Annotated in this window: 23 protein-coding genes; 11 read left to right on the top strand and 12 right to left on the bottom strand. The window is 69.8% G+C overall.

The window, feature by feature from the left end; all coding sequences use genetic code 11:
- Positions 1-208: 208 nt before the first annotated feature.
- Positions 209-1,324: a Gfo/Idh/MocA family protein gene (locus VDQ83_RS08785; RefSeq protein ID WP_455434617.1), complete on the bottom strand. Its 1,116-nt coding sequence runs from the start codon at positions 1,322-1,324 to the stop codon at positions 209-211.
- A gap of 323 nt (positions 1,325-1,647) precedes the next feature.
- On the opposite strand from VDQ83_RS08785, the gene VDQ83_RS08790 reads away from it, so the two are divergent.
- Both VDQ83_RS08790 and VDQ83_RS08795 read left to right on the top strand, forming a co-directional pair.
- The gene (locus tag VDQ83_RS08790) at positions 1,648-2,370 is read left to right on the top strand and encodes a hypothetical protein (RefSeq protein WP_179568235.1); all 723 of its coding nucleotides are present in this window, start codon (positions 1,648-1,650) and stop codon (positions 2,368-2,370) included.
- A gap of 47 nt (positions 2,371-2,417) precedes the next feature.
- Positions 2,418-2,822, top strand: coding sequence for an EF-hand domain-containing protein (locus VDQ83_RS08795; protein WP_455434618.1), 405 nt, complete (start codon positions 2,418-2,420; stop codon positions 2,820-2,822).
- A gap of 497 nt (positions 2,823-3,319) precedes the next feature.
- On the opposite strand, the gene VDQ83_RS08800 is transcribed toward VDQ83_RS08795, so the two are convergent.
- The 3 genes from VDQ83_RS08800 to ubiH are packed head-to-tail and all read right to left on the bottom strand — an operon-like array spanning position 3,320 to position 6,773.
- Positions 3,320-4,333 (bottom strand): hypothetical protein, encoded by a 1,014-nt coding sequence (locus VDQ83_RS08800; RefSeq protein WP_455434619.1) that lies wholly within the window; start codon positions 4,331-4,333, stop codon positions 3,320-3,322.
- 50 nt (positions 4,334-4,383) lie between these two features.
- A complete protein-coding gene (locus tag VDQ83_RS08805; protein ID WP_455434620.1) occupies positions 4,384-5,562 on the bottom strand; it encodes a UbiH/UbiF family hydroxylase in 1,179 nt (392 codons plus the stop codon).
- Positions 5,559-6,773: a 2-octaprenyl-6-methoxyphenyl hydroxylase gene (ubiH, locus tag VDQ83_RS08810; protein ID WP_455434621.1), complete on the bottom strand. Its 1,215-nt coding sequence runs from the start codon at positions 6,771-6,773 to the stop codon at positions 5,559-5,561. Before ubiH ends, VDQ83_RS08805 begins: the two co-directional genes overlap by 4 nt.
- Before the next feature lie 175 nt (positions 6,774-6,948).
- On the opposite strand from ubiH, the gene VDQ83_RS08815 reads away from it, so the two are divergent.
- The 9 genes from VDQ83_RS08815 (at position 6,949) to VDQ83_RS08855 (ending at position 16,519) form a co-directional block, all read left to right on the top strand.
- A complete protein-coding gene (locus VDQ83_RS08815; RefSeq protein WP_263397346.1) occupies positions 6,949-7,533 on the top strand; it encodes a hypothetical protein in 585 nt (194 codons plus the stop codon).
- 22 nt (positions 7,534-7,555) lie between these two features.
- Complete coding sequence (locus VDQ83_RS08820; protein WP_455434622.1) at positions 7,556-8,110, top strand: cob(I)yrinic acid a,c-diamide adenosyltransferase; 555 nt, start codon at positions 7,556-7,558, stop codon at positions 8,108-8,110.
- A gap of 34 nt (positions 8,111-8,144) precedes the next feature.
- Positions 8,145-9,050, top strand: a complete 906-nt coding sequence (locus tag VDQ83_RS08825) for a histone deacetylase family protein (protein ID WP_263397344.1) — start codon at positions 8,145-8,147, stop codon at positions 9,048-9,050.
- 108 nt (positions 9,051-9,158) lie between these two features.
- Positions 9,159-11,504, top strand: a complete 2,346-nt coding sequence (gene lptD / locus VDQ83_RS08830) for an LPS-assembly protein LptD (protein ID WP_369011119.1) — start codon at positions 9,159-9,161, stop codon at positions 11,502-11,504.
- Entirely contained in the window at positions 11,501-12,880 is a 1,380-nt protein-coding gene (locus tag VDQ83_RS08835; RefSeq protein WP_263397342.1) for a peptidylprolyl isomerase, read from the top strand. Before lptD ends, VDQ83_RS08835 begins: the two co-directional genes overlap by 4 nt.
- A 3-nt stretch (positions 12,881-12,883) precedes the next feature.
- Positions 12,884-13,861 carry a 4-hydroxythreonine-4-phosphate dehydrogenase PdxA gene (gene pdxA / locus VDQ83_RS08840; RefSeq protein ID WP_455434623.1) on the top strand — a complete coding sequence of 326 codons (978 nt, stop codon included), beginning with the start codon at positions 12,884-12,886 and terminating at the stop codon, positions 13,859-13,861.
- Positions 13,862-14,005: 144 nt separating this feature from the next.
- Entirely contained in the window at positions 14,006-14,806 is an 801-nt protein-coding gene (gene rsmA / locus VDQ83_RS08845; protein WP_455434624.1) for a 16S rRNA (adenine(1518)-N(6)/adenine(1519)-N(6))-dimethyltransferase RsmA, read from the top strand.
- A gap of 386 nt (positions 14,807-15,192) precedes the next feature.
- A complete protein-coding gene (gene apaG / locus VDQ83_RS08850; RefSeq protein ID WP_145705570.1) occupies positions 15,193-15,576 on the top strand; it encodes a Co2+/Mg2+ efflux protein ApaG in 384 nt (127 codons plus the stop codon).
- A 10-nt stretch (positions 15,577-15,586) separates the two neighbouring features.
- Positions 15,587-16,519, top strand: a complete 933-nt coding sequence (locus tag VDQ83_RS08855; RefSeq protein WP_455434625.1) for a symmetrical bis(5'-nucleosyl)-tetraphosphatase — start codon at positions 15,587-15,589, stop codon at positions 16,517-16,519.
- A 245-nt stretch (positions 16,520-16,764) separates the two neighbouring features.
- Here the strand turns inward: VDQ83_RS08855 and VDQ83_RS08860 are convergent, their stop codons facing one another.
- The 8 genes from VDQ83_RS08860 to VDQ83_RS08895 all read right to left on the bottom strand — a co-directional run bounded on the left by VDQ83_RS08860 (position 16,765) and on the right by VDQ83_RS08895 (position 22,934).
- Positions 16,765-17,370 carry a dihydrofolate reductase gene (locus tag VDQ83_RS08860; RefSeq protein ID WP_455434626.1) on the bottom strand — a complete coding sequence of 202 codons (606 nt, stop codon included), beginning with the start codon at positions 17,368-17,370 and terminating at the stop codon, positions 16,765-16,767.
- Positions 17,367-18,161, bottom strand: coding sequence for a thymidylate synthase (locus tag VDQ83_RS08865; RefSeq protein WP_455434627.1), 795 nt, complete (start codon positions 18,159-18,161; stop codon positions 17,367-17,369). Before VDQ83_RS08865 ends, VDQ83_RS08860 begins: the two co-directional genes overlap by 4 nt.
- Positions 18,158-19,039, bottom strand: coding sequence for a prolipoprotein diacylglyceryl transferase (gene lgt / locus VDQ83_RS08870; RefSeq protein ID WP_455434628.1), 882 nt, complete (start codon positions 19,037-19,039; stop codon positions 18,158-18,160). Before lgt ends, VDQ83_RS08865 begins: the two co-directional genes overlap by 4 nt.
- A 386-nt stretch (positions 19,040-19,425) precedes the next feature.
- Positions 19,426-19,917 carry a TPM domain-containing protein gene (locus VDQ83_RS08875; protein ID WP_455434629.1) on the bottom strand — a complete coding sequence of 164 codons (492 nt, stop codon included), beginning with the start codon at positions 19,915-19,917 and terminating at the stop codon, positions 19,426-19,428.
- Entirely contained in the window at positions 19,917-20,870 is a 954-nt protein-coding gene (locus VDQ83_RS08880) for a TPM domain-containing protein (RefSeq protein ID WP_455434630.1), read from the bottom strand. Before VDQ83_RS08880 ends, VDQ83_RS08875 begins: the two co-directional genes overlap by 1 nt.
- A 178-nt stretch (positions 20,871-21,048) precedes the next feature.
- Entirely contained in the window at positions 21,049-21,687 is a 639-nt protein-coding gene (locus VDQ83_RS08885) for a LemA family protein (protein WP_455434631.1), read from the bottom strand.
- Positions 21,688-21,766: 79 nt separating this feature from the next.
- Positions 21,767-22,516, bottom strand: coding sequence for a TerC family protein (locus VDQ83_RS08890; protein ID WP_263397332.1), 750 nt, complete (start codon positions 22,514-22,516; stop codon positions 21,767-21,769).
- Between the two features lie 37 nt (positions 22,517-22,553).
- Positions 22,554-22,934: a diacylglycerol kinase gene (locus VDQ83_RS08895; protein ID WP_455434632.1), complete on the bottom strand. Its 381-nt coding sequence runs from the start codon at positions 22,932-22,934 to the stop codon at positions 22,554-22,556.
- Between the last annotated feature and the right edge of the window lie 185 nt (positions 22,935-23,119).

Raw genomic sequence — 23,119 nt, forward strand, 5'->3', positions numbered from 1 at the left:
GCGGTAGCTCGATACGAGGCGCCCACCGAGGCTTCTATGAACATCGCAGCTCGGATGCTTCCAGCTGGCGCGGTGTTGTGGGAGCGACTTCAGTCGCGACGGGCTTCACCGGTAAAGCCCGTCGCGGCTGAAGCCGCTCCCACAAAAACCCTCCGTGCATGCCGCAAGCGGACGCGGCGGCCCGGCTGCGAGCCCGCCGTCGCCCCAGCTACAGCACGATCCGCTTGCCGCCCTCGCGTGCCGAGCGGTGGATCGCATCGATCACCCGCATGTCGCGCAGGCCTTCCTCGCCCGGCGCGCGCATGGGCGTGCCCTCGAGGATCGCCAGCGCGTCCTCGTCCATCTGCAGCGCCTGCTGGTGGCGCACCTTGGCGTCGAACACGCGGCCGTCGCTGGCGCTGCCGCGGATGCCGTCGTAGCTCTGGAACGGCGCCAGCTCGTACCAGCCGCGCTCGCACTCGGCGCGCAGTCGGTTCATGGTGCGGCCGAAGCTGGTGGCGCAGTCGGCGAGCACCTCGTGCGGGAATTCCAGCTTGAACTGCATGTGCTCGTCGACTTCGTCGAACAGCGCCGGCCGCTCGGTGCTGCGCGTGGCGCTGACCGCCAGCGGCTCGGCGCCGACCGTGTAGCGCGCCGCGTTGAGCGAGTACACGCCCATGTCGTACATCGCCCCGCCGCCGAATTGCGCGCGCAGCCGCCACGGCCGCTGCGCCTGATCGGTGTCGTGGTAGCCGTCGTAGCCGGCCTCGGCGCGCACCGTACGCATCGCGCCGAACGGGCGCTCGCCGGCCAGCGCGATGATTCGCCGCGTGTTCGGCTCGTGCTGCATGCGGTAGCCGATGCTCAGCCGCACCTTGTTGCGCGCGCAGGCGGCGATCATCGATTGCGCCTCGTCGGCGTGCATCGCCATCGGCTTCTCGCACCACACGTGCTTGCCGGCGGCGGCCGCGCGCAGGGTCAGCGGCGCGTGCAGATGGGTCGGCGTGACCACGTAGACCACGTCGATGTCCGGGTTGTCGGCGATGCGCTCCAGATCGTCGTAGCTGTAGACGTTGCGATCGGGGATGCGATGCCGCGCCTGCCACTGCGGAATCTTGTGCGGCGAGCCGGTGACGATGCCGGCCAGCCGGCAGTGCCGGGTCAATGCCAGGCCGGGCGCCAGGCGGTTGCTGGCGTAGTCGCCCAGGCCGACCAGCGCCACCCCCAGCGGCTTGTTGCGCTTGCCGCGCGTGGCCGCCCACAGCGGCGATCCCAACAGCCCTGCGCCCGCCCCGGACAACCCGGCGAGCAGGAGACGGCGACGACTCGGCGACGACAGCGACATGCGGATCTCCCTTGATGGCCGGATACGAAGTGCCGAAACCTTAACGCATCCACCGCGCGGCGATGTGAGCGCTATCTCGTTGCCGCCGGCGCGTCTGGCACCCCCGACCGGCCCGCGTCGCACCAGCTCGCGCCACCCCACCCAAGCGGCCGTCTTCGCCGCCACCGGCACTGCGTCGTTGCCGGCTCGCACGGGCCGCTGGAGGGGCCGGACACGGCAACCCGAAGGCCCTAGAATGCCGATGGGATGCGCATCGCATCGCCGTCTCAGTCCGCGCAATCGCCGTCGGGCATCCTGCCTGCACTGACTGGAGGGCCGCACACATGCAGCCGATCGAACTGAAAGACCCGGCCGGCTTTGCCGACGAATTCCTGCGCCTGACCCTGCTGCAAGGCTTCCAGTCGCTGACCAAGCGCGACCTGGAGTTGCTGATCTTCGTATTGCTGGAACGCGACGGCGCGATCTCGCGCAGCGATTCCAACAACGCGGTGGCGCTGCGCCTGCGGGTGACCCCGGCCAAGGTGAAGGGGCTGCGCCGCGACGGCTACGCGCGCTGGCGCGCGCTGGTGCCCGAAGACGGCGACGCGGCGCTGGAGCGCATCGTGGCCACCGTGCTCACCGAGGACAACCTGCGCGCGGGGGCCAAGCACGTCAGCGAACGCAGCAAGAAGGAAGGCTTCCTGGCGATCCGCATCGAGCATCCGGACGACCAGCAGCGCTTCGAGCAGGCGATCGTCGACGTCGGCGCGATGCCGGTGTACGAGCGCAACCGCGACGTGGTCGCGGTGCGCTTCGACACCTTGCTGAAGATCGCCGAGCGCTGGGGCTACCTGCAGCCGGAGCCGGAGAAGGTGGTGCGCGAGCTGGAGAAGCTGACCCCGACCGCCGAGGAAGTGGCCGACCTGTTGAAGAAGGACGTGGGCAAGCTACGCTGGGAGGATGTGCGCCGCGCGCTCAACAGCCTCGGCGCCAAGGCCATCGCCAGCACCGCCGAGGGCGGGCTGAAGGGATTGCTGAAACTGGCGTTCCCGTTCATCCCCGGCTGAACCTGCAGCACCGTCCATCATTCGAACCATCGGAGTCCGTTGTGTCCATGCATTGCCGTTTGTCCCTCCTCGCCGCCGGCCTGCTCGCCGCCGCCATCGGCCCGGCCGCCGCGCAGAACCTGAAAGCCACCTCCAGCGTGGTCACCGAGCCGCTGCGCGAGGTCCCGGCGAGCGTGCTGTCGCAGCCGCTGAGCAGCGGCGAGGTGACCCACCAGGTGCGGTTGGACGTCGCCCAGGGCGAAGCGCCGGTCACCGTGCGCACGATCCAGCCCGACCGCGTCGTCGGCAACTACCGCATCGACTTCGACGCGCTGGACAGCGACCACGACGGCTACCTCAGCCGCGCCGAGGCACAGGCCAATCCGGCGCTGGCCGACGAATTCGACGCGCTGGACCCGCAACGCCGCGGGCGCCTGAGCCGCGAGCAGCTGGCCGGTTGGCTGGAGCGGTAGCGGGAAGGGTTGGGATCGCGGGTCGGGGATTCCTAACGGCCGTACTCCATGGCACCTGCGATGCACGCGCATGGCCTTCGGCATCGGTTACGAGGTCTTTCGTAGGAGCCCTGCGTCATGTGGATCCATATCTCCTTTCTGAGGACGCTGCGAGCGCGGATCGCGGCTGAAGCCGTCTTCCAGCTTCAGATACACCTACGCGCCGAACGCGTCTTCGGCCATCGGTCGAACACGACGCAATCGTGGTGGAAGATCGCGCCCTGCGATTGAGCAAGCACCAGCGGCACGCGGCGGCGTCGAACGCGCGTGCGCGGAACTGGATCTGGCTGTGGGAGAGCAACAGATCCACCGTTTGCACGCGACGCTTCATCGGCGACCTCATTTCCGTTCTGGCCTTCGCAGTGTCCGGCGGGCGCCTTCGTGGTCGACAGCGCGCGCAGCCGCACCATCAGCCCGGCCACCTCGCTTCGGCGGCCAGCTGCCGATCTTGCATGCGGCTAGCGTCCGTACAGGAGGGTGTCCAACCGGCTCCGGCCTTCTTCGCTCGCCGGAACGCCGTGGCCTGCAGGAACGCTTTCGAACAGCGCCTTCCCGATCGCCATTCGGCGTTCGCTCAGCGCATCCTGCAACCTGACGAACAAGGCCGCGTCATCGACATGCCGCTGGAGTTCCGCGATCTCCTCCGATCGGTCCTGCAGCACGTGGAAGCAGTAGTTCATGAGGAGCATGTCCGAAACAAACAGGGCCTCGGCCGACTGCGAAGGACGCAGCGCGTCGACCAGCGCGGCGAAGATCCGCCTCCGGTCGTGGTGGGCGTACGCGCGCAGGAACACGTCCGGATACATGAGCTCGCCCGAACCCTCGCCCACCCCGAAGCGATGGACTGTGGCATCGGGCTCCGCCAGCAACCTGATCAGGCCCGACTGATAGTCCTGCAGGGTGCGGAACAGGGCCTGCTCCTTCCGGTCATCGGCCTGGATCGCCGCATAGGCCAGGTCGACCACCTCCAGGAACGGCACTACCCCCAGCGCATCGGTGGCCATCACCATCCGGTCGCCCTCGATGCCGAACCGGCGATAGGTCTCGTCGTCGATGCTCAGTTCGAACAGCAGGGCCCTGAGCAACGCGCTCCTCAGCCGTGCCTGCGTGTCCAGCGTGCCGTTCTTCAAGCCGATCAACTGGATCAGGTAGAAGAAGACGACATGCCCGTCGTCGGTGCGCCGGCGGTTGTCGATCTCGAGCAGGTAGCCGAAGCGGGACAGCACCAGCAGCAGCGCATGGCAATCCGCCTCGGTGAACCCCGTCTTCGCCATGGCCTTCTCGAACGCCGCGATCGAGAACAGGTCGTGCCAGCGGCTCGCCAGAACGGCCGACCCATCGCGCTTGCGCGCGGCCACGCAAAACAGCGACGGCTCGTCCTCCTTGTAGAACAGGGGGCCGGACTCCCTCGGGCATGACCGGATGTCGAGGACGTTCTCGAGCTTGCAGGCGAGCAGATCGAAGACGTCCATCTCAGTTGTTGCGCATGCCTGCGTCCTCGTGCCGTCCGACCGTGACCAGGTTACGTCCCCGACGCACGCTTCCAGAACCCATGCATCAGCACCGGCAGCTTGCCGGCCAGGCCCAGCAGCGGGCCGCGCAACAAGGTCAGGTGCATCTCGTCGTTGGAGAACAGCCGATTGATCGCGTCGAAGCCGTAGGCCGCCACCGTGTTGTCACTGCGGCGGCCGCGCGCCCAGCGCGCCAACCGGTGCGGCGCCGACCAGTCGACCCGCCGCGCCTGCGCCTGGCGCACCTGCGCGGCCAGCGCGGCGACGTCGCGCAGGCCGAGGTTGACGCCCTGCCCGGCCAGCGGATGCACCACGTGCGCGGCATCGCCCAGCACCAGCAGGCGGCCGCGGTGGTAGTCCTCCACCAGTTGCCGGCGCAACGGGAAGCCGACCCGCGGCGACAGCGCGCGCACCGCGCCCAGCCGCGCGCCGAAGGCCTGGGTCAGCTCGGCGCCGAACGCGGCATCGTCCAGCGCCAGCACCCGCACCGCCTCGGCCTCCGGCAGCGTCCAGACGATGGAACTGCGGCCGTCGGCGAACGGCAGGAACGCCAGCGGCCCGCCGGGCAGGAAGCGCTGCCAGGCGGTGTCCTGGTGCGGCAGCTCGGTGTGCACGAAGGCGACCACGCCGCGCTGGCCGTAGTCGTGCGCCGGCGCGTCCAGCCCGGCCAGGCCGCGCAGCGTGGAATCGGCGCCATCGGCGGCGATCGCCAGGCGCGCGTCGAGCCGGCTGCCGTCGTCCAGGCGCAGGCGCACGCGCTCGTCCGACGTCTCCACCGCCTCCACCCGCGCCGGGCAGTGCAGTTGCACCCCGGCCGCCGGCAGCGCCGCCCACAGCTGCTCGACCAGCAAGGCGTGCTCGACGATCCAGCCCAATTGGTCGCGGCCCAGCGCATCGGCGTCGAACGCCAGTTCGCCACCGCCGCCGGCATCCCACACCCGCATGCGCCGGTACGCGCTGGCGCGGCGCGCCAGCACCTGCGGCCACACCCCGAGCGCCTGCAGCAGCGCGGCGTTGTCCGGGGCGAAGGCGTAGACCCGCAGGTCCGGTTCGGCCGGCGACCAGCGCGGCGGCTCGCGGCCTTCCACCAGCGCCACCGCCAGGCCCTCGGCGGCCAGCGCCAGCGCGCAGGCGGCGCCGACCGCGCCGCCGCCGACCACCACCACGTCCAGCACCCCGCGCCGGCTCATGGCGTCGTCTCCCGGCACAGCTGCGGCACGTCGCCGCGGAAGCCCATCGCGCCGCCGACCAGGAACGACTGCAGCGGCGCGGCCTGCGCGGCCGCCAGCAGGCCCAGGCTGCGCAGCGGGCGCAGCAGCGGCGCGGGATTGGCGGTCAACCGCGCCAGTCCGCCGGAGAAGGTCACGGTGCGCTGCCGGTCCTGCTCGCGGCGCTGCGCGTACTGCTGCAGCAAGGCCGGCGCGCCCGGGTCGGCGCGGTCGCGCTCGATCAGTTCGGCCAGGGTCAGCGCATCGCGCAGGCCCAGGTTGAAGCCTTGCGCGCCGAGCGGGTGCAGGGTCTGCGCGGCGTTGCCGAGCAGCACCGCGCGCGCATCGGTCAGCCGCTCGGCCAACCCCTGCACGATCGGATAGGCGCTGCGCTCGCCGCTGCCCAGCAGGCGTCCGACGCGCCAGCCCAGCGCATCCTGCAGGCGCTGCAGCCAGGCGGCCTCGTCGAGCGCGGCCACCGCTTCCGCGTCCTCGGCGGCGACCGCATGGACCGCGCCGTAGTGGCGGTCGCCGCGCGGCAGCAGCGCGGTCGGGCCGTCGTCGCGGAAGCGCTCGTAGGCGGTGCCGTCGGGCTGGAGGCTGCCGCGCACCCGCGCCACGAACAGGGTCTGGCGGAAGTCGTGGCGCGCGGTGTCGATGCCGAGCGCGCCGCGCACCGCGCTGGCGCTGCCGTCGGCGCCGACCAGCAGGCGCGCCTGCAGCACCTGTTCGGCGCCGTCCTGGACAATGCGCACGCCGCGCAGCGACGCATCCTCGCCGGCCTCCAGCGCCAGGAACCGCGCCGGCCGGTAGCGGCTGACGTGGGACGCCTCGGCCAGCCGCGCCTCCAGCGCTTCGCCGAAGTCGCGCGCCACCACCACCTGCCCGAACGCCTCGCGCCCGTAGTCGGCCGCGTCCAGCCGCACCCGGCCGAAATCGCCTTCGCGGCTGACGTGGATGCGCCGGATCGGCCCGGTCGGCGTGCGCAGCCGCTGCATCACCCCGAGCGCGCCCAGCGCGTTGACCGTGGCCGCGGCGAAACTCAGGTTGCGCTGGTCGAACACCGGCGGCAGCGCGCCCGGCGGCGCGGCCTCGACCAGGCCCACGTCCACGCCCAGCCGGTCCAGCGCGATGGCCAGGCTGGCGCCGACCAGGCCGCCGCCGACGATCACTACGTCATGTCGTTTGCTCATCCGGCCATGATACGACCGGCGCCAGAATCGGCGGTGATCGGGAGCGCGCCAGGGTCGGGGCGCACGCCCCGGCTCCGCACCGACCGCAGCGCCGGGACCGGCGACGCGGCCGGACCGCGCCCAGCCGCGCCGCTTCCAGTAGAATCGACGTCCTTCGTACCGGTGCCCGCCTGCCATGACGCCTTCCACCCACCGCCTCCCCGTCCTGCTCCTGCTGGTGTCGCTGCTGGCCGCGACCCGCATCAACCATTTCGGCGCGGTTCCGGACGCATCCTGGGCGGTGTTCTTCATCGGCGGCTTCTACCTGCGCGGCTGGACCCGCTGGGCGTTCCCGCTGCTGATGGCGCTGGCGGTGCTGATCGACTACCTGGTGATCCGCAGCCAGGGCCTGAGCTTCTGGCAGCACTACTGCGTGTCGCCGGCCTACTGGTGCCTGATCCCGGCTTACCTGGCGATGTGGACCGGCGGCAGCCTGGCGGCACTGGGCTACCGCGGCGCCGACTGGCGCGCACTGCGCACCACCGCGGCCAATTTCATCGTCGCGGTGGCGCTGTGCCACCTGATCGCGCAGGGCAGCTTCTACTGGATCAGCCGCAGCGTGGCGAACCCGACCGTGGCCGGCTGGTGGCAGAACTACGGCGACTGGCTGCTGCCGTACATGGGCAGCGCGGCGCTGTACGTCGGGCTGGCGGCGGCGATCCAGGTCGGCGCCGAGCAGTTGGCGCGGCTGGGCGGGCGCGGCCAGTCCGTCAATCCCTGAGCCGGGCAGGCAGCGCGCGGCGATGGGCAACCGCCTTTCCAAGATCTACACCCGCACCGGCGACGACGGCAGCACCGGCCTGGGCGACGGCAACCGGGTCGGCAAGGATTCGGCGCGGGTGGCCGCCTACGGCACCGTCGACGAGGCCAACTCGGCGATCGGCGTGGTCCTGGCCTGTTCGCTGGCCGAGGACGTGCGCTCCCTGCTGACCGCGATCCAGCACCAGCTGTTCGACCTCGGCGGCGAGCTGTGCATTCCCGGCCACGCCGCGATCCACGATGCCGACATCGACGCGCTCGAGCGGCACCTGGACCGCTACAACGACACCCTGCCGGCACTGAAGGACTTCATCCTGCCGGCCGGCGGCGAAGCCGCGGCGCGCTGCCACCTGGCGCGCACCATCGTGCGCCGCGCCGAGCGCGAGACGGTGGCGCTGTCGCGCCAGGACGCGGTGCGGCCGGAGGCGGTGCGCTACCTCAACCGCCTGTCCGACCTGCTGTTCGTGCTGGCGCGGGTGCTGGCCCGGGCCGACGGCCAGGGCGAAGTGCTGTGGCGCCACGACCGCCGCCAGGCCTGAACGGCAACGCCGGCGCGCGCAGCGGGGGGCAAGCATGCTGATCTACACCCATCCCGCCTGCCTGGGCCATGTGCCGGGCCCGGAGCATCCGGAACGGCCGGAGCGCCTGCAGTCCATCACCGAGGCGCTGCGCGAGGCCTTTCCCGACCTGGAATGGCGCGAGGCGCCGCTGGCCAAGCTCGGCGACCTGGCGCGGGTCCACGAACGCGAACTGATCGACACGGTGCTCGCCGACATCGACGGCAGGCGCATGCTCGACGTGGACACGGTGATCTCGCCCGGCTCGCGCGCCGCGGCCCTGCGCGCCGCCGGCGCCGGGCTGGCCGCGGTGGACGCGGTGATGCGCGGCGAGACCGACACCGCGTTCTGCGCCGTGCGTCCGCCCGGCCACCACGCCACCGCCGCCACCGCGATGGGCTTCTGCCTGTTCAACAACGTCGCCGTGGCCGCCGCCCATGCCCGCGACACGCACGGACTGGAACGCATCGCCATCGTCGATTTCGATGTGCATCACGGCAACGGCACCCAGGCGATCTTCGAGCGCGACCCGCACGTGCAGTACCTCAGCACCCACCAGTCCGGGCTGTTCCCCAACTCCGGCGGGGTCCACGACCGCGGCGTCGGCAACCTGCACAACGCGCTGCTGCCGCCGGGCAGCGGCGGTTTCCGCTTCCGCAACACCTGGGCCGACCAGATGCTGCCGCTGCTGGACGCGTTCAAGCCGCAGCTGCTGCTGATCTCGGCCGGCTTCGACGCGCACATGCGCGACCCGCTGGCCGACCTGATGCTGGAAACCGAGGACTTCGGCTGGCTCACCGCCGAGCTGCGCGCGGTGGCCGAACGGCATGCGCGCGGCCGCGTGGTGTCGCTGCTGGAAGGCGGCTACGACCTGCAGGCGCTGCGCGAATGCAGCGTCGCCCACGTCGACGCGCTGCGCTGACCGCCTCCGGGCGGATGAACCCCGTCCCCCGCCCCGGGGACGCCTTCATTGCCCCCATGCATGGGATGGGGCAAGCTAGCGGTCGTTTTAGCCCGATACCTGACGCGCGTGCGCCGAGCCCTCCGCCTGCTACCCCTTCCGTTTAGTATCGCCCTCTGCCTGCCGGCGATGGCGGCCGAGAAGCCACCCAATTGGGGCCTGTGTCCGACCCCGGACGTGCTGCCCAAGTTCGATGACGCGCCCAAGGTCGACCCGAAACTGGCGGCGATCCGCAACCAGCAGCCGACCAATATCGAAGGCGACCAGCTCTCGGGCACCACCACCGTGCCGAACTACACCGGCAACGTGGCGCTCAAGCGCGGCGACCAGTTCATGGGCACCGACAGCCTGCGCGTGGATACCGAGACCGGCAACTACATCGCCGAGGGCCACGTGCGCTATCAGGATTCGTCGATCCGCATGGTCGCCGACCGCGCCGAAGGCAACCAGGACACCGACACCCACAAGATCAGCAACATCCGCTACCAGCTGATCGAACGCCGCGGCAACGGCAAGGCCGACTCGGTCGACCTGCAGGGCGCGCTCGGGCAGATGCACCGCTCCACCTACACCACCTGCGATCCCTCGCAGCAGGTGTGGGAACTGCATGCGCCGGAGATCGACGTCGACAACGACGAAGGCTTCGGCACCGCGCGCAACGCGATCCTGAAGATCTACAACGTGCCGGTGCTGTACGCGCCGTGGTTCAAGTTTCCGATCGACGATCGCCGCAGCAGCGGCTTCCTGTTCCCGGCCGTCGGCTTCTCCGGGCGCAACGGCTTCGACTACATGCAGCCGTACTACCTGAACCTGGCGCCGAACTACGACGCCACCCTGTATCCGCGCTACATGAGCGACCGCGGCTTCATGCTCGGCAGCGAGTTCCGCTATCTGTACGAAGGCGGCAAGGGCGAGCTCGAGGCCGCCTACCTGCCGTCGGACAAGCTGCGCGACAAGGACCGCGGCAAGTTCGAATACCAGGGCTACCACAACATCGATTCGCACTGGCAGGCGCGCGCGTCCGTCGCCTGGGTCAGCGACGAGCGCTACACCGAGGACTTCTCCAACCGCCTGCTCGGCAACGCGATCTCCAACCTGCAGAGCACGGTCGGCGTCTACGGCACCGGCGAGACCTGGACCGCCGGGCTGATGGCCGATCGCTGGCAGCTGACCGACTACACCCTGACCGAGGCCGCGCTGCCGTACAACCGCCAGCCGCGCGCCTTCTTCAACTGGGACCAGTCGTTCGGCGACTGGTTCGAGGCCGGCGTCTATTCCGAAGCGGTGCGCTTCGTGCACGACGACATCCATACCAAGGACGCGGAGTACGAACGGACCGGCGTGACCACCGAAATGCCCGGCGGCACCCGTCTGGACCTCAAGCCTTACATCTCGATGCCGCTGGCCGGCGCGGCGTGGTTCCTGAAACCGACCGTGGCCTGGCGCTACACCGCCTACCAGTTGGACAAGGACCTGGCGGCGACGCTGGGCGGCGACACTTCGCCCACCCGCAGCCTGCCGATCACCACCGTCGACGCCGGTCTGTACTTCGATCGCGACGCCAAGTTCGGCGGCACCAGCTATTTGCAGACCCTGGAGCCGCGGCTGTTCTATCTGTACACGCCGTACCGCAACCAGGACAACCTGCCGATCTTCGACACGCGCGAATTCACCTTCAGCTGGGGCCAGCTGTTCCGCGACTCGCGCTACACCGGCGCCGACCGCCAGAACGACGCCAACCAGCTGACCATGGCGCTGAGCTCGCGCCTGCTGCGCCAGGGCGATGGCAAGGAGAAGCTGTCGGTCAGCTTCGGCCAGATCCTGTACTTCAACGATTCCAGGGTGAGCCTGCCGGGCAGCAACACCACCATCGAGCAGGGCAAGTCGGCGTGGATCGCCGACGCCAACTACATGATCAACGACCGCTGGACGATGGGCGCCACCTACCAGTGGGATCCCAAGTACCGGCGCAAGGACCTGGCCAGCTTCCGCACCCGCTACCTGCTGCCGGGCGACGGCATCATCAACGTGGGCTACCGCTTCCGCCGCGACCTGCTGGAACAGACCGACGTGTCGTTCCTGTACCCGATCAACCCCACCTGGAGCGTGGTCGGCCGCCATTACTATTCGCTGGAAGACAAGAAGCCGCTGGAAATCATCGCCGGCGTGCAGTGGGACAGTTGCTGCCTGGCCGTGCGCGCGCTGGCGCGGCGCTACGTGCGCAACCGCGAAGGCGACCTGGACACCGCACTGCAGGTCGAGTTCGTACTGAAGGGACTCTCCTCGCTTGGCCAGGACACGGACCGCGTTCTGCGCCGTGCTATTCTCGGCTATAACCGCGACGACCTGTACTTGGTCCCGCCCAGCAACACCACGACCGATCCGGACGATTACGATCCGAACCTGATTCCATGACCAATACCCTCTCTGCTTTCCTCGCCACCTTGCTGGCGATCGCCGGCGTGTCCGCTCCGGCTGCCGCGCAACAAACCCAACCGCTGGACCGCATCGCTGCGGTCGTCGACGAGGATGTCGTACTGCAGAGTGAACTGGATCGTGCCGTTCGCAACGTGAAGGCGCAGTATTCCGGCCGCGAAGCGCAGCTGCCGCCGGACAACGTGCTGCAACGCCAGGTGCTCGAGCGCCTGGTGCTGGTCAAGTTGCAGGTCGCCCGTGCCAACAGCACCGGCATCCGCGTCGGCGACGACGAACTGAACCGCGCCATCGGCAGCATCGCCCAGCAGAACGGCACCGACGTGGACGGCCTGCGCAAGAAGCTCGCCGCCGACGGCATGGCGTTCGACGACTTCCGCAACTCGGTCCGCGACGAGATCACCGTGCAGCGCCTGCGCCAGAGCTTCGCGCAGAGCCGCATCAACGTCAGCGAGAGCGAAGTGGACGCGGCGCTGGCGCAGCAGGCCACCACCGGCGCCCAGTACCACCTGGCGCACATCCTGGTCGGCCTGCCGGAAGGCGCCACCGCCGAGCAGATCAAGACCGGCCAGAGCAAGATCGACGGGGTCAAGAGCCTGATCGACAAGGGCGAGATCGACTTCAGCGCGGCCGCGGTGCGCTATTCCGACAGCCCCAACGCACTGGAAGGCGGCGACCTCGGCTGGCGCAGCCTGGACGAGATCCCCAATGCCTTCGCGCAGCTGATCCGCGACCTCAAGCCGGGCCAGGTCGCCGGCCCGTTGCGCGGTCCCAGCGGCTTCCAGCTGCTGAAGCTGGTCGAGATCCGCGATGCCTCGGCCAACCCGGAAAAGAAGACGGTCACCGAGTACCACGCCCGGCACATCCTGATCCGGATCAACGAGGCGCAGCCGGAAGCGGCCGCCAAGGCCAAGATCGACACCCTGCGCGCGCGCATCGCCGGCGGCGCCGACTTCCAGGCCGTGGCCAAGGAGTCCTCCGACGACGCCAACAGCCGCGGCCAGGGCGGCGATCTGGGCTGGTTCCCGGCCGACGCGTTCGGCCCGGACTTCGGTCGCCAGATCGAAGGCCTGAGCGACGACCAGATCTCGCCGCCGTTCCGCACCGAGGCCGGCTGGCACATCGTGCAGCGCGTCGCCACGCGCCAGACCGACGTCACCAGCGACACCCAGCGCGCCCAGGTCCGCGAGACCATCGGCCGCCGCAAGCTGGAAGAAGAGTACAACCGCTTCCTGCAGGAAATGCGCGGCGAAGCCTACGTGAACCTGCGCGTCGGCGGCGCCGAAACCTCCGCCGCGCCTGCTGCCGACGCCACCGCGCCGGCGGCGACCCCGGCACCGGCCGCCACCAAGCCGTAAGCCGTGCTGCCCTCGCTCGCGCTGGTGCCGGGCGAGCCGGCCGGGATCGGCCCGGAACTGTGCGTGCGGCTGGCCCAACAGCCGCGACGCGACTGCCAGCTGCTGGCCTTCGCCGATCCCGACACCTTGCGCGCCGCCGCTGCGGCGCTGTCGCTGCCGCTGCAGCTGCTGCCCGAATCCGTCCCTGCCCTCGCCCCCGGCGACCTGCGCCTGCGCGCGGTCGTCAACGCCGTGCCCAGCCGGTTCGGCCAAACCGAGCCGGCCAATGCCGGCGCGGTGATCGGCGCGCTGACCCAGGCCGCCGACGCCTGCCTGCGCGGCGAACTGGCCGGCCTGGTCACCGGCCCGGTGCACAAGGCGGCGATCAACGACGGCGGCATCGCCTACACCGGCACCACCGAGCTGCTCGCCCGCCATGCCGGGCGCGAGGTGGTGATGATGCTCGCCAACGACATCGTGCGCGTGGCCCTGGCCACCACCCATCTGCCGTTGCGCGCGGTCGCCGATGCACTGACGCCCCCGTTGCTGGAGCGTTGCCTGCGCATCGTCCACGCCGCGCTGCGCAGCGAATTCGGCATCGCCGAGCCGGTCATCGCAGTGCTCGGGCTCAATCCGCACGCCGGCGAAGACGGCCACCTGGGCCGCGAGGAGATCGAGGTGATGGCGCCGGTGCTCGCCGCCTTGCGCGGCGAAGGCATGCGCCTGCTCGGCCCGCTGCCGGCCGATACCGCGTTCCTGCCGCAGAAACTGACCGGCGTTGACACGGTGCTGGCGATGTACCACGACCAGGGCCTGCCGGTGCTCAAGTACAGCGGCTTCGAGCAGGCGGTGAACCTGACCCTGGGCCTGCCCTACCCGCGCGTGGCGGTCGACCACGGCACCGCGCTGGAACTGGCCGGGCGCGGCGTCGCCGACCCGTCCAGCCTGTTCGCCGCGGTCGCGCTGTGCGCGCAACTGGCCGCGCGCAAGCCGCTCCTGTAGGAGCGGCTCTGGGTGGCCTCGGGCCATCAGCCGCGACAGGCACTTACCGAACACTCAGTCGCGGCTGATGGCCCGAGGCCACCCAGAGCCGCTCCTACAGGGACTGCGCGCGCCATCCCGGCCCCATCCCGATAAGATGTCCGCATGACTTCCTATTCCGGCTTCAGCGCCCCGGCCAAGAAATCGCTTGGCCAGCATTTCCTCAGCGACCGCGACTACATCGACAGCATCGTCCGCGCGGTGAATCCCAAACCGGCCGATCTGCTGGTCGAGATCGGCCCCGGCCAGGGCGCGATCACCTTCCCGCTGCTGCGCCGCCACGGCCGCCTGACCGTGATCGAGTTCGACCGCGACCTGATCGCGCCGCTGACCGCGGCGGCGGAAGGAGTAGGCGAGCTGACCATCCTCAACCGCGACGTGCTGTCGGTGGACTTCACCGAACTGGCTGGCAGCGCCGGGCAGATCCGCCTGGTCGGCAACCTGCCCTACAACATCTCCTCGCCGATCCTGTTCCATGCGCTGGACCACGCCGCGGCGATCGCCGACATGCACTTCATGCTGCAGAAGGAAGTGGTCGACCGCATGGCGGCCGCGCCGGGCAGCAAGGTCTACGGCCGGCTCAGCGTGATGCTGCAGGCGTACTGCGAGGTGACCTCGCTGTTCGTGGTGCCGCCGGGCGCGTTCCGGCCGCCACCGAAGGTGGATTCGGCGGTGGTGCGGCTGGTGCCGCACGCGCCGCAGGACATCGGCATCGCCGATCGGCGGCGTTTCGCCGACGTGGTCCGCGCGGCTTTCGGGCAGCGCCGCAAGACCTTGCGCAACGCGCTCGGCGGGGTCTGCGACGCCGCCCAGTTCGAGGCCGCCGGGGTGCGCCCGGACGCGCGCGCCGAGCAGCTGGAGGTTGCCGATTTCGTGCGCCTGGCCAACGTGCCGGCAAGCGCCTGAGCGGACGCCGGCGGCAACGGCAGCGGGCCGTCCGATGTGCCGGCCTCGGCCGGGTCACGGCGTGACGCGCCCGCAACGTCGCCTGCGCTCGGGGTGATCTGATCGCCAGCGGCAAACGGCGCCGGCAAGACCGCACTCTCGTAGCCATGCACCGGATGGTCTGCGGCCGCAGCTTTCGCGACAAGGTCCGGGCAATTTCCCTGTCGCACAGCCTCAGGACAGGGGTCGTGGTCGCGGCCGGGTCCTGCGCGCGCATTGCACCGATGGCGGCGCGAGCGTCCTGCCATCGCATGCAATGCATGCCGCCGCACCTGCGCCGCGTCCCGATGCGGCGATCGCGAAGGTTTCTGGACCATTCCTGCACCGGCTTTGCTTACACTGTGGGCATGAACGATGACGCCCCCTACCGGATCGAGGTCGAAGTGTCGCCCCGATTCCTCGACGACCAATCGGCGCCGGAGGACGGACGCTACGCGTTCGCCTACACCATCCGCATCCACAACCGCGGCCGCGTCGCCGCGCGGCTGATCGCCCGGCATTGGGAAATCACCGACGGCAACGGCCGCGTGGAACGCGTGGACGGCGACGGCGTGGTCGGCGAACAGCCGCGGCTGCGCCCCGGCGAGGACTTCCGCTACACCTCCGGGCTGATGCTGGAAACCGAGCACGGCACGATGCGCGGCCACTACGACATGGAAGCCGACGACGGCACCCATTTCGTCGCACCGGTCGCCCCGTTCGTGCTGACCGTGCCGCGGACCCTGCACTGATGGCGTCGGCATGAGCGTGTGGGCCATCGGCGACCTGCAGGGTTGCTACGACATCACCCAGCGGCTGCTGGAAAAGATCCGCTTCGATCCGGCGGTGGACCGGCTGTGGTTCTGCGGCGACCTGGTCAACCGTGGCGGGCAGTCGCTGGAAACCCTGCGTCTGGTGCACTCGCTGCGCGCGCACAGCGAGGTGGTGCTGGGCAACCACGACCTGTCGCTGCTGGCGATCGGCGAGCGCAGCCCGGACGAACAACGCAAGGTCAACGCGGACCTGCAGCGCATCGTGCTGGCCGAGGACCGCGACGAGTTGCTGACCTGGCTGCGCATGCAGAAGCTGCTGCACGCCGACCGCGAACTGGGCTGGATGATGATCCATGCCGGCCTGGCGCCGAAGTGGACCACCACCCTGGCCGAGAAGCACGCGCGCGAGGTCGAGCAGCAGTTGCACGGCAGCGGCTACCGCAAGCTGTTCCGCAACATGTACGGCGACCGCCCGGCGTGGTCGCCTGGACTGACCGGCTACGACCGCTCGCGCGCGATCATCAATCTGTTCACCCGCGCCCGCTATTGCACCCCGCGCGGGCGCATCGCGATCGAGGAGAAAGGCACGCCCGGCACCCAGGCGCAAGGCCTGTATCCATGGTTCGAAGTGCCGGGCCGCGCCGAGCGCGACCTGAAAATCGTCTGCGGCCACTGGTCGACGCTGGGCCTGACCATCACCCAGGGCGTGCACGCGATCGACACCGGCGCGGTGTGGGGCGGCAAGCTGACCGCGCTGCGCCTGGACAGCGAGGACCTGCAGGTGGTGCAGGTACCGGGCCGCCCGATCGAAGGACCGTCGCCGGTGCCGCGTGCACGGCCGCCGCGGCGCAGGTCCGGTGGTGGGCGCGGTGCGGGTGGTGGCGCCACTACAACACCGCCGCCGCAGCCCGCTCAGGACTGACAGAGAACTGCCTGGAGCATTCGGTCGCGCCGGATGCTCTTTGTGGGAGCGACTTCAGTCGCGACGGGCATTACCGGCAAAACCCGTCGCGACTGAAGTCGCTCCCACAACATTCCGCTGTCTGCAAATTTCCAGTCCAGTGCTCTAAGCGAGACTTCACTGCTGAACGCTTGCCGTGGGGAAGGATCCTGAAGCCTCGGGCAATCCACTGCCTCGACGCATCGTCCAGCCGCCAACCCAATCCGCTACGCCGCGCGACGCCTGCGCCGATAATCCACGAACTCGAACGCCAGCGCATGCTTGGCATCGGTCGCGTGCGCCTGCCGCGCCACGACCTCCCACTGCGCAGGATCGAACGCCGGGAAATGCGCATCGGCGCGCTCGACCAGCGTGTCCACATGGGTCAGGTACAGCATCTCGGCGTACGGCAAGGCCAACGCGAAGATGTCGCCGCCGCCGATCACCGAAAGTTCTTCCGCCCCGCTCGCCCGGGCTACCTCGATCGCCGCCTGCAGCGAATCGACCGCCTGCATGCCCTCGAACGGCACCTGCCCCGAGCGCGTCATCACCAGGTTCAAGCGCCCGGGCAGCGCGCGGCCCAGCGACTGCGCGGTCTTGCGCCCCATCAGCACCGGCTTGCCCAGGGTCAGCGCCTTGAAGCGCTTCAGATCGTCCGGCAAGCGCCACGGCAGGTCGTTATCGCGGCCGATGGCGTTGGCGCGGTCGAGCGCGGCGACCAGAGTGAGCCGGAGCTCGGGACTTCTGAGCCGGGACTCGTCCACATCCGTCCCCGCCGATACCACGGCTTTTTCCGAGTCCCCAGTCCCGAGTCCCGAATCCCGGCAATTCATACCGCCACCGGCGCCTTGATCGCCGGATGCGGATCGTAGCCCTCGATCGCGATGTCGTCGTAGGTGAAGCCGAACAGGTCGGTGACCGCGGGATTCAGGCGCAGCGTCGGCAACGGCCGTGGCGTGCGCGACAGCTGTTCGCGCGCCTGGTCGTAGTGGTTCGAATACAGGTGCGCGTCGCCCAGCGTGTGCACGAAATCGCCCACGCCCAGGCCGGTGGCCTGCGCCACCATGTGGGTCAGCAGCGCGTAGCTGGCGATGTTGAACGGCACGCCGAGGAAGATGTCGCCGCTGCGCTGGTACAGCTGGCAGCTGAGCTTGCCGTCGACCACGTAGAACTGGAACAGGCTGTGGCACGGCATCAGCGCCATCTGCGGCAATTCCGCCACGTTCCAGGCGCTGATCACCAGCCGCCGCGAATCGGGGTTGCGCTTGATCTCGTCCACCAGCCATTGCATCTGGTCGATCTCGCGGCCGTCGGCGCCGGTCCAGCGCCGCCACTGCTTGCCGTACACCGGGCCGAGCTCGCCCTGCGGGTCGGCCCACTCGTCCCAGATGCTGACCTTGTTGTCCTTGAGGTAGGCGATGTTGGTCTCGCCCTTCAGGAACCACAGCAGCTCGTGCACGATCGAGCGCAGGTGCAGTTTCTTGGTGGTCACCAGCGGGAAGCCGGCGTTGAGGTCGAAGCGCATCTGCCAGCCGAACACGCTGCGCGTGCCGGTGCCGGTGCGGTCGGATTTCTCCGCGCCGTGCTCGAGGACGTGACGCAACAGGTCCAGATAGGCCTTCATGGCGTCGCGCCCGCCACCACCGGCACCGGCTGCAGCACCGGCGCACGGCGCGAGCGCCACAGCAGGAACAGGCCGAGCAGGATCAGCGGCGTGCTCAGGATCTGGCCCATGGTCAGCCACTGGAACGCCAGGTAGCCGATCGGCGCATCCGGCACACGCACGAACTCCACCGCGAAGCGGAACACGCCGTACAGCAGCGCGAACATGCCGGACACGGCATAGCGCGCGCGCGGCTTCAGCGAGAACGCCCACAGCACCACGAACAGCACCAGGCCTTCCAGCACCGCCTCGTACAGCTGCGACGGATGCCGCGCGAACTTGTCCAGCGCGCCGCTGGCGTGCAGCGCCTGGATCTGCGCCAACGGCACGTCCTGCAGTTCCGGCGTGTGCGGAAAGATCACGCCCCAGCCGGCGCCGGTGAACTTGCCCCACAGCTCGCCGCCGACGAAATTGCCGACGCGGCCGAAGCCCAGGCCCAGCGGCACCAGCGGCGCGACGAAATCCATCGTGTCGAAGAAGTGCAGGCGCGACTTGCGCGACCACCAGGCCGCAGCCACCAGCACGCCGATCAGGCCGCCATGGAAGCTCATGCCGCCGTCCCAGACCTTGAAGATCAGCAGCGGGTTGGCCAGGAAATCGCCCAGCGCGTAGAACAGCATGTAGCCGATACGGCCGCCGAGCACCACGCCGAGCATCGCGTAGAACAGCAGGTCGGAGAACCCGTCCATGTCCACGCCGGGCAGGCGGCCGGCGCGGATGCGGCGGCGGCCCAGCCACCAGGCCGACGCAAAGGCGGCCAGGTACATCAGCCCATACCAATGCACCTTCACCGGGCCGAGCGAGAAGGCGATGGGGTCGATCTGGTGGAGATAGGTCATTGCGGGGGGCGTCGGCCGGAGGGCGAAGGTCGCCTATTCTGCCATCGGCGCCGGCTACTACTGTGGTCCAGGTCGACTTGGACGGCGCTCCCCTTCATCTGCCGGCAGGCGCACGCGTCTGCCATCGGCGCCGGTCACTACCGTGGTCTGGGTCGACTTGGACTGCGCCAGGCTTCATCTGCCGGCAGGCGCAAGCGTCTGCCACCGGCGCCGGCCACTACCGTGGTCTGGGCCGACTTGGACTGCGCCAGGCTTCATCTGCCGGCGGGCGCAGGCGTCTGCCATCGGCGCCGGTCACTACCGTGGTCTGGGTCGACTTGGACTGCGCCACGCTTCATCTGCAGACAGGCGCACCCTGCACCGCGGCACATCGTGCCCGCCGGCGCTCAATCCAGCCGCTGCGGCCGGTTCGGCAGTTCGTCGTGCCCGGCCTGGCCGGGCTGCGCCGGAAAATGCGTGGCCAGCAGCGCCGACACCGCCGCCACCCCGGCGATCACCGCCTGCTCGGGCTGGCCGGCGCGCATGTCGCGTTCGATCAGTGCGCAGACCTCGCGCCATTGCGCCTCGTCCACGCGCGCGTGCAGGCCGCGGTCGGCCACGATCTCGATGCGGTGGTCGGCCAGCAGCAGGTAGATCAGCACGCCGTTGTTGGCCTCGGTGTCCCAGGTCCGCAACTGCGCGAAGACCTGCTCGGCGCGCGTGCGCGGCGCCATGCCGCGCAGCAGCGCCGCCGGCGCCAGCGCCGATTCGACCGCGAACATCACCTGCCCGCGGTGCAGCCGCTCGCCATCGGCGATCGCCGCGCCGATGCGCTCCAGGCTGGCGTCCGGGAACAGGCTGCGCGCCGCCGGCGCGAACAGATGACGGAGCAATCGCATCACCAACTCCCCGAGGCGCCACCGCCTCCCGAACTGCCGCCGCCACCGCCCCAGCCGCCGCCACCACCGCCGAAGCCACCACCACCACCGAAACCGCCTCCACCGAAACCACCGAAGCCGCCGCCGAAACCGCCTCCACCCCAGCCACCGCCACCGGCGGAGCGGCCGGGAGAGATGCCCGACAACAGCCCCAGCACCAGCCCGATCGCGCCGGTCAGCGCGCCGACGAACAGCGACAGGCTCAGCAACAGGCCCACGCCACCGCCGGCGACCGCCGCCAGCACGCCGCGCAGCGGCCGCGGCGCGCGCGCGAACAGCAGCTGCGCGACGATGGCGGCGAACAGGCCGGCGAAGAAGCCCAGCGGCAGCCTGCCGCCGGAGCGCGATTCGGACGCGTGGGTGCTCACCGGTGCCGGCAGCTGTTCGCCATCGATCAGCTTGACCAGCATCGCAGTGGCTTCGGCGATGCCGCCGGCATAGTCGCCGGCGCGGAACCGCGGCGCCAGGTACTCCTGGATGATGCGGTTGGCGGTGGCATCGGGAATGGCGCCTTCCAGGCCATAGCCGGGCTGGATGCGCACGCGCCGGTCGTCCTTGGCCACCACCAGCAGCACGCCGTCGTCCACGCCCTTGCGGCCGATCTTCCACGTGTCAAACACGCGCTGGGTGTATTGCTCGATCGTCTCCGGCGCGGTGCTGGCGATCACCAGCACCTGCAGCTGGCTGCCCTTGCGCTGCTGCAGCTGCACCGCCTGCTGTTCCAGCTGCAGGCGCTGGGTCGGCTGCAAGGTACCGGTGGTGTCGACCACCGGCGTGTCCAGGGGCGGGATCGGCGCCTCGCCGGCCGCCTGCGCCCAGGCCAGCAGCGGCAGCAGCAGCGCCAACAGCAGCACCCCGATCCAGGCAGGCCGGCCGCGGCGCGCATGGCGCTGGCGGATCGTCGCATCGCTCATTGCAGACTCCTGCCGGCGCGATCGCGCGGCGGCATCGAAGGGAGGGAACCGCAGCGGCGGCGCGACCAGGAAAGCCGGCGGCCGCTGCGTGCGGCCGGCCCCGCTGCAGCACTTGGCCGCAGGCCGCGACCCGGGCCGGCGTGCAGCGCTGCCTGGTCGGCGCCGCTGCGCGCTGCGCTTACTGCGCCGGCGCCGGCTGCGGCGCCTGCTGCGGCTGCTGCGGTGGCGCCGGCTGGCCACCGAAATTCACCGCCGGCGCCTCGGAGATCTGCGCCTCGTTGGCCACGGAGAAGTTCGGCTTTTCCTTGTAGCCGAAGATCTTCGAGGTGATCACCTGCGGGAACGAGCGGATGAAGGTGTTGTAGTCCTGGACCGCCTGGATGTAGCGGCCGCGAGCCACGGTGATGCGGTTCTCGGTGCCTTCCAGCTGCGCCTGCAGATCGCGGAACGACTGGTCGGACTTGAGGTTGGGATAGTTCTCGGTCACCACCAGCAGCCGCGACAGCGCGCTGGACAGCTCGCCCTGCGCCTGCTGGAACTGCTGCAGCGAGGCCGCGTCGTCGGCATTGACCTGGACCTGGCCGACCCGCGAACGCGCATTGGTCACGTCGGTCAGCACCTGGCGCTCCTGGTCGGCGTAGCCCTTGACCGTGTTGACCAGGTTCGGGATCAGGTCGGCGCGGCGCTTGTACTGGTTCAGCACCTCGGACCAGCCGGCCTTGACCGCCTCGTCCTTCTGCTGGATCGCGTTGTAGCCGCAACCGGACAACAGTGCCGCCACGGCGACGAGGAACAACGAGCGGGACAACAGGCGCATGGCGCTCTCCGGCGTAAAGACAGGGCGCAGCTTGCCACGCCCTCCGTGAAAACGCAGCGTCTGCGGACGCGTCAGCCGCTCACCACTTGCCGGCGCCGGGCACGTGATGGGCCGCCGCGCGGCGGCGCATCAGCAGGTTCAGCCACTCCACCAGCACCGAGAAGCCCATCGCCGCATAGATGTAGGGCTTGGGCACGTGCACCTCGAAGCCGTCCAGGATCAGCACCACGCCGATCATCAGGATGAACGCCAGCGCCAGCATCTTCACCGTCGGGTTGGCGTCGATGAAGCGGCCCAGCGGGTTCGCCGCCAGCAGCATCACCGCCACCGCCAGCAGCACCGCCGCGACCATCACCGGGATGTGCTGGGCCATACCGACAGCGGTGATCACCGAGTCCAGCGAGAACACGATGTCGATCACCGCGATCTGCGCGATCACCATCCAGAACACGCCCGAGGCCTTGCTGGTGGTGGGATCGGCGTCTTCGCCGCCAGTGATCATCTCGCGGATTTCCATCCCGCCCTTCACCAGCAGGAACAGGCCGCCGACGATCAGCACCAGGTCGCGCACCGAGAAGCCCATGCCGGCCACGCTGAACAGCTCGCCCTGCATCCGCGCCAGGAACGCCAGCGACACCAGCAGCGCGATGCGGGTCAGGCACGCCACCGCGATACCGAACTTGCGCGCCGCCGGGCGTTGCGCTTCCGGCAGCTTGCCCACCGCGATGGAGATGAACACCAGGTTGTCGATGCCCAGCACGATTTCCAACGCGCTCAGCGTCAGCAGCGTCAGCCAGGTGTTGGGATCGGCGAGAAACTCAAGGGCCATGGAGTCGAATCCTTAATCGGTCAAAAGAAAGCGGTGGTCACAGCACGCGCGGCAGCAGGATCAACCCCCAGCACAGCACGACATTGGCCAGCATCAACAGCACCGCGGCCGAGCCCATGTCCTTGGCGCGACCGGCCAGTTCGTGGTGCTCCGGCCCGTAGCGCTCGATCACCGCCTCGATCGCGGAATTGAGCAGTTCCACCGCCAGCACCAGCAACAGCGAACCGATCATCAGCGCCTGCTGCACCGGCCCCTGCCCCAGCCACAGCGCCAGCGGCGCCAGCAACACGGACAGGCACACCTCCAGCCGGAACGAAGACTCGTGCAGCCAGGCCGCGCGCAGACCCTGGTAGGACCAGCGCAGCGCCATCAGCATCCGGCGCGGTCCGCGCGGCAGGTGCCCGAATTGGTCGGCCATGCGTCAGGCCCGGCCTGGGGAACGAAGACGCGACGGCGACGGCCGGAAGGGAACGGTCATGGGCGATGGCGAAGCGGGCTAGGCGCCAATTTTGCCACAAGCCCCCGTCCGCCGCTGCGAGCGGCCGCGGCAGGCGCCGGATTTGCCTGCGGCGCGGCGCCTGCGGCACCATCGCCGCTCCCGTC

This window comes from Xanthomonas sp. WHRI 7945 (assembly GCF_035026585.1).

Coding starts and splice junctions, on each gene's coding strand:
- VDQ83_RS08785 (WP_455434617.1), bottom strand. CDS start 1,324: ATGTCGCTGTCGTCGCCGAGTCGTCGCCGTCTCCTGCTCGCCGGGTTG.
- VDQ83_RS08790 (WP_179568235.1), top strand. CDS start 1,648: ATGCAGCCGATCGAACTGAAAGACCCGGCCGGCTTTGCCGACGAATTC.
- VDQ83_RS08795 (WP_455434618.1), top strand. CDS start 2,418: ATGCATTGCCGTTTGTCCCTCCTCGCCGCCGGCCTGCTCGCCGCCGCC.
- VDQ83_RS08800 (WP_455434619.1), bottom strand. CDS start 4,333: ATGGACGTCTTCGATCTGCTCGCCTGCAAGCTCGAGAACGTCCTCGAC.
- VDQ83_RS08805 (WP_455434620.1), bottom strand. CDS start 5,562: ATGAGCCGGCGCGGGGTGCTGGACGTGGTGGTGGTCGGCGGCGGCGCG.
- ubiH (WP_455434621.1), bottom strand. CDS start 6,773: ATGAGCAAACGACATGACGTAGTGATCGTCGGCGGCGGCCTGGTCGGC.
- VDQ83_RS08815 (WP_263397346.1), top strand. CDS start 6,949: ATGACGCCTTCCACCCACCGCCTCCCCGTCCTGCTCCTGCTGGTGTCG.
- VDQ83_RS08820 (WP_455434622.1), top strand. CDS start 7,556: ATGGGCAACCGCCTTTCCAAGATCTACACCCGCACCGGCGACGACGGC.
- VDQ83_RS08825 (WP_263397344.1), top strand. CDS start 8,145: ATGCTGATCTACACCCATCCCGCCTGCCTGGGCCATGTGCCGGGCCCG.
- VDQ83_RS08835 (WP_263397342.1), top strand. CDS start 11,501: ATGACCAATACCCTCTCTGCTTTCCTCGCCACCTTGCTGGCGATCGCC.
- rsmA (WP_455434624.1), top strand. CDS start 14,006: ATGACTTCCTATTCCGGCTTCAGCGCCCCGGCCAAGAAATCGCTTGGC.
- apaG (WP_145705570.1), top strand. CDS start 15,193: ATGAACGATGACGCCCCCTACCGGATCGAGGTCGAAGTGTCGCCCCGA.
- VDQ83_RS08855 (WP_455434625.1), top strand. CDS start 15,587: ATGAGCGTGTGGGCCATCGGCGACCTGCAGGGTTGCTACGACATCACC.
- VDQ83_RS08860 (WP_455434626.1), bottom strand. CDS start 17,370: ATGAATTGCCGGGATTCGGGACTCGGGACTGGGGACTCGGAAAAAGCC.
- VDQ83_RS08865 (WP_455434627.1), bottom strand. CDS start 18,161: ATGAAGGCCTATCTGGACCTGTTGCGTCACGTCCTCGAGCACGGCGCG.
- lgt (WP_455434628.1), bottom strand. CDS start 19,039: ATGACCTATCTCCACCAGATCGACCCCATCGCCTTCTCGCTCGGCCCG.
- VDQ83_RS08875 (WP_455434629.1), bottom strand. CDS start 19,917: ATGCGATTGCTCCGTCATCTGTTCGCGCCGGCGGCGCGCAGCCTGTTC.
- VDQ83_RS08880 (WP_455434630.1), bottom strand. CDS start 20,870: ATGAGCGATGCGACGATCCGCCAGCGCCATGCGCGCCGCGGCCGGCCT.
- VDQ83_RS08885 (WP_455434631.1), bottom strand. CDS start 21,687: ATGCGCCTGTTGTCCCGCTCGTTGTTCCTCGTCGCCGTGGCGGCACTG.
- VDQ83_RS08890 (WP_263397332.1), bottom strand. CDS start 22,516: ATGGCCCTTGAGTTTCTCGCCGATCCCAACACCTGGCTGACGCTGCTG.
- VDQ83_RS08895 (WP_455434632.1), bottom strand. CDS start 22,934: ATGGCCGACCAATTCGGGCACCTGCCGCGCGGACCGCGCCGGATGCTG.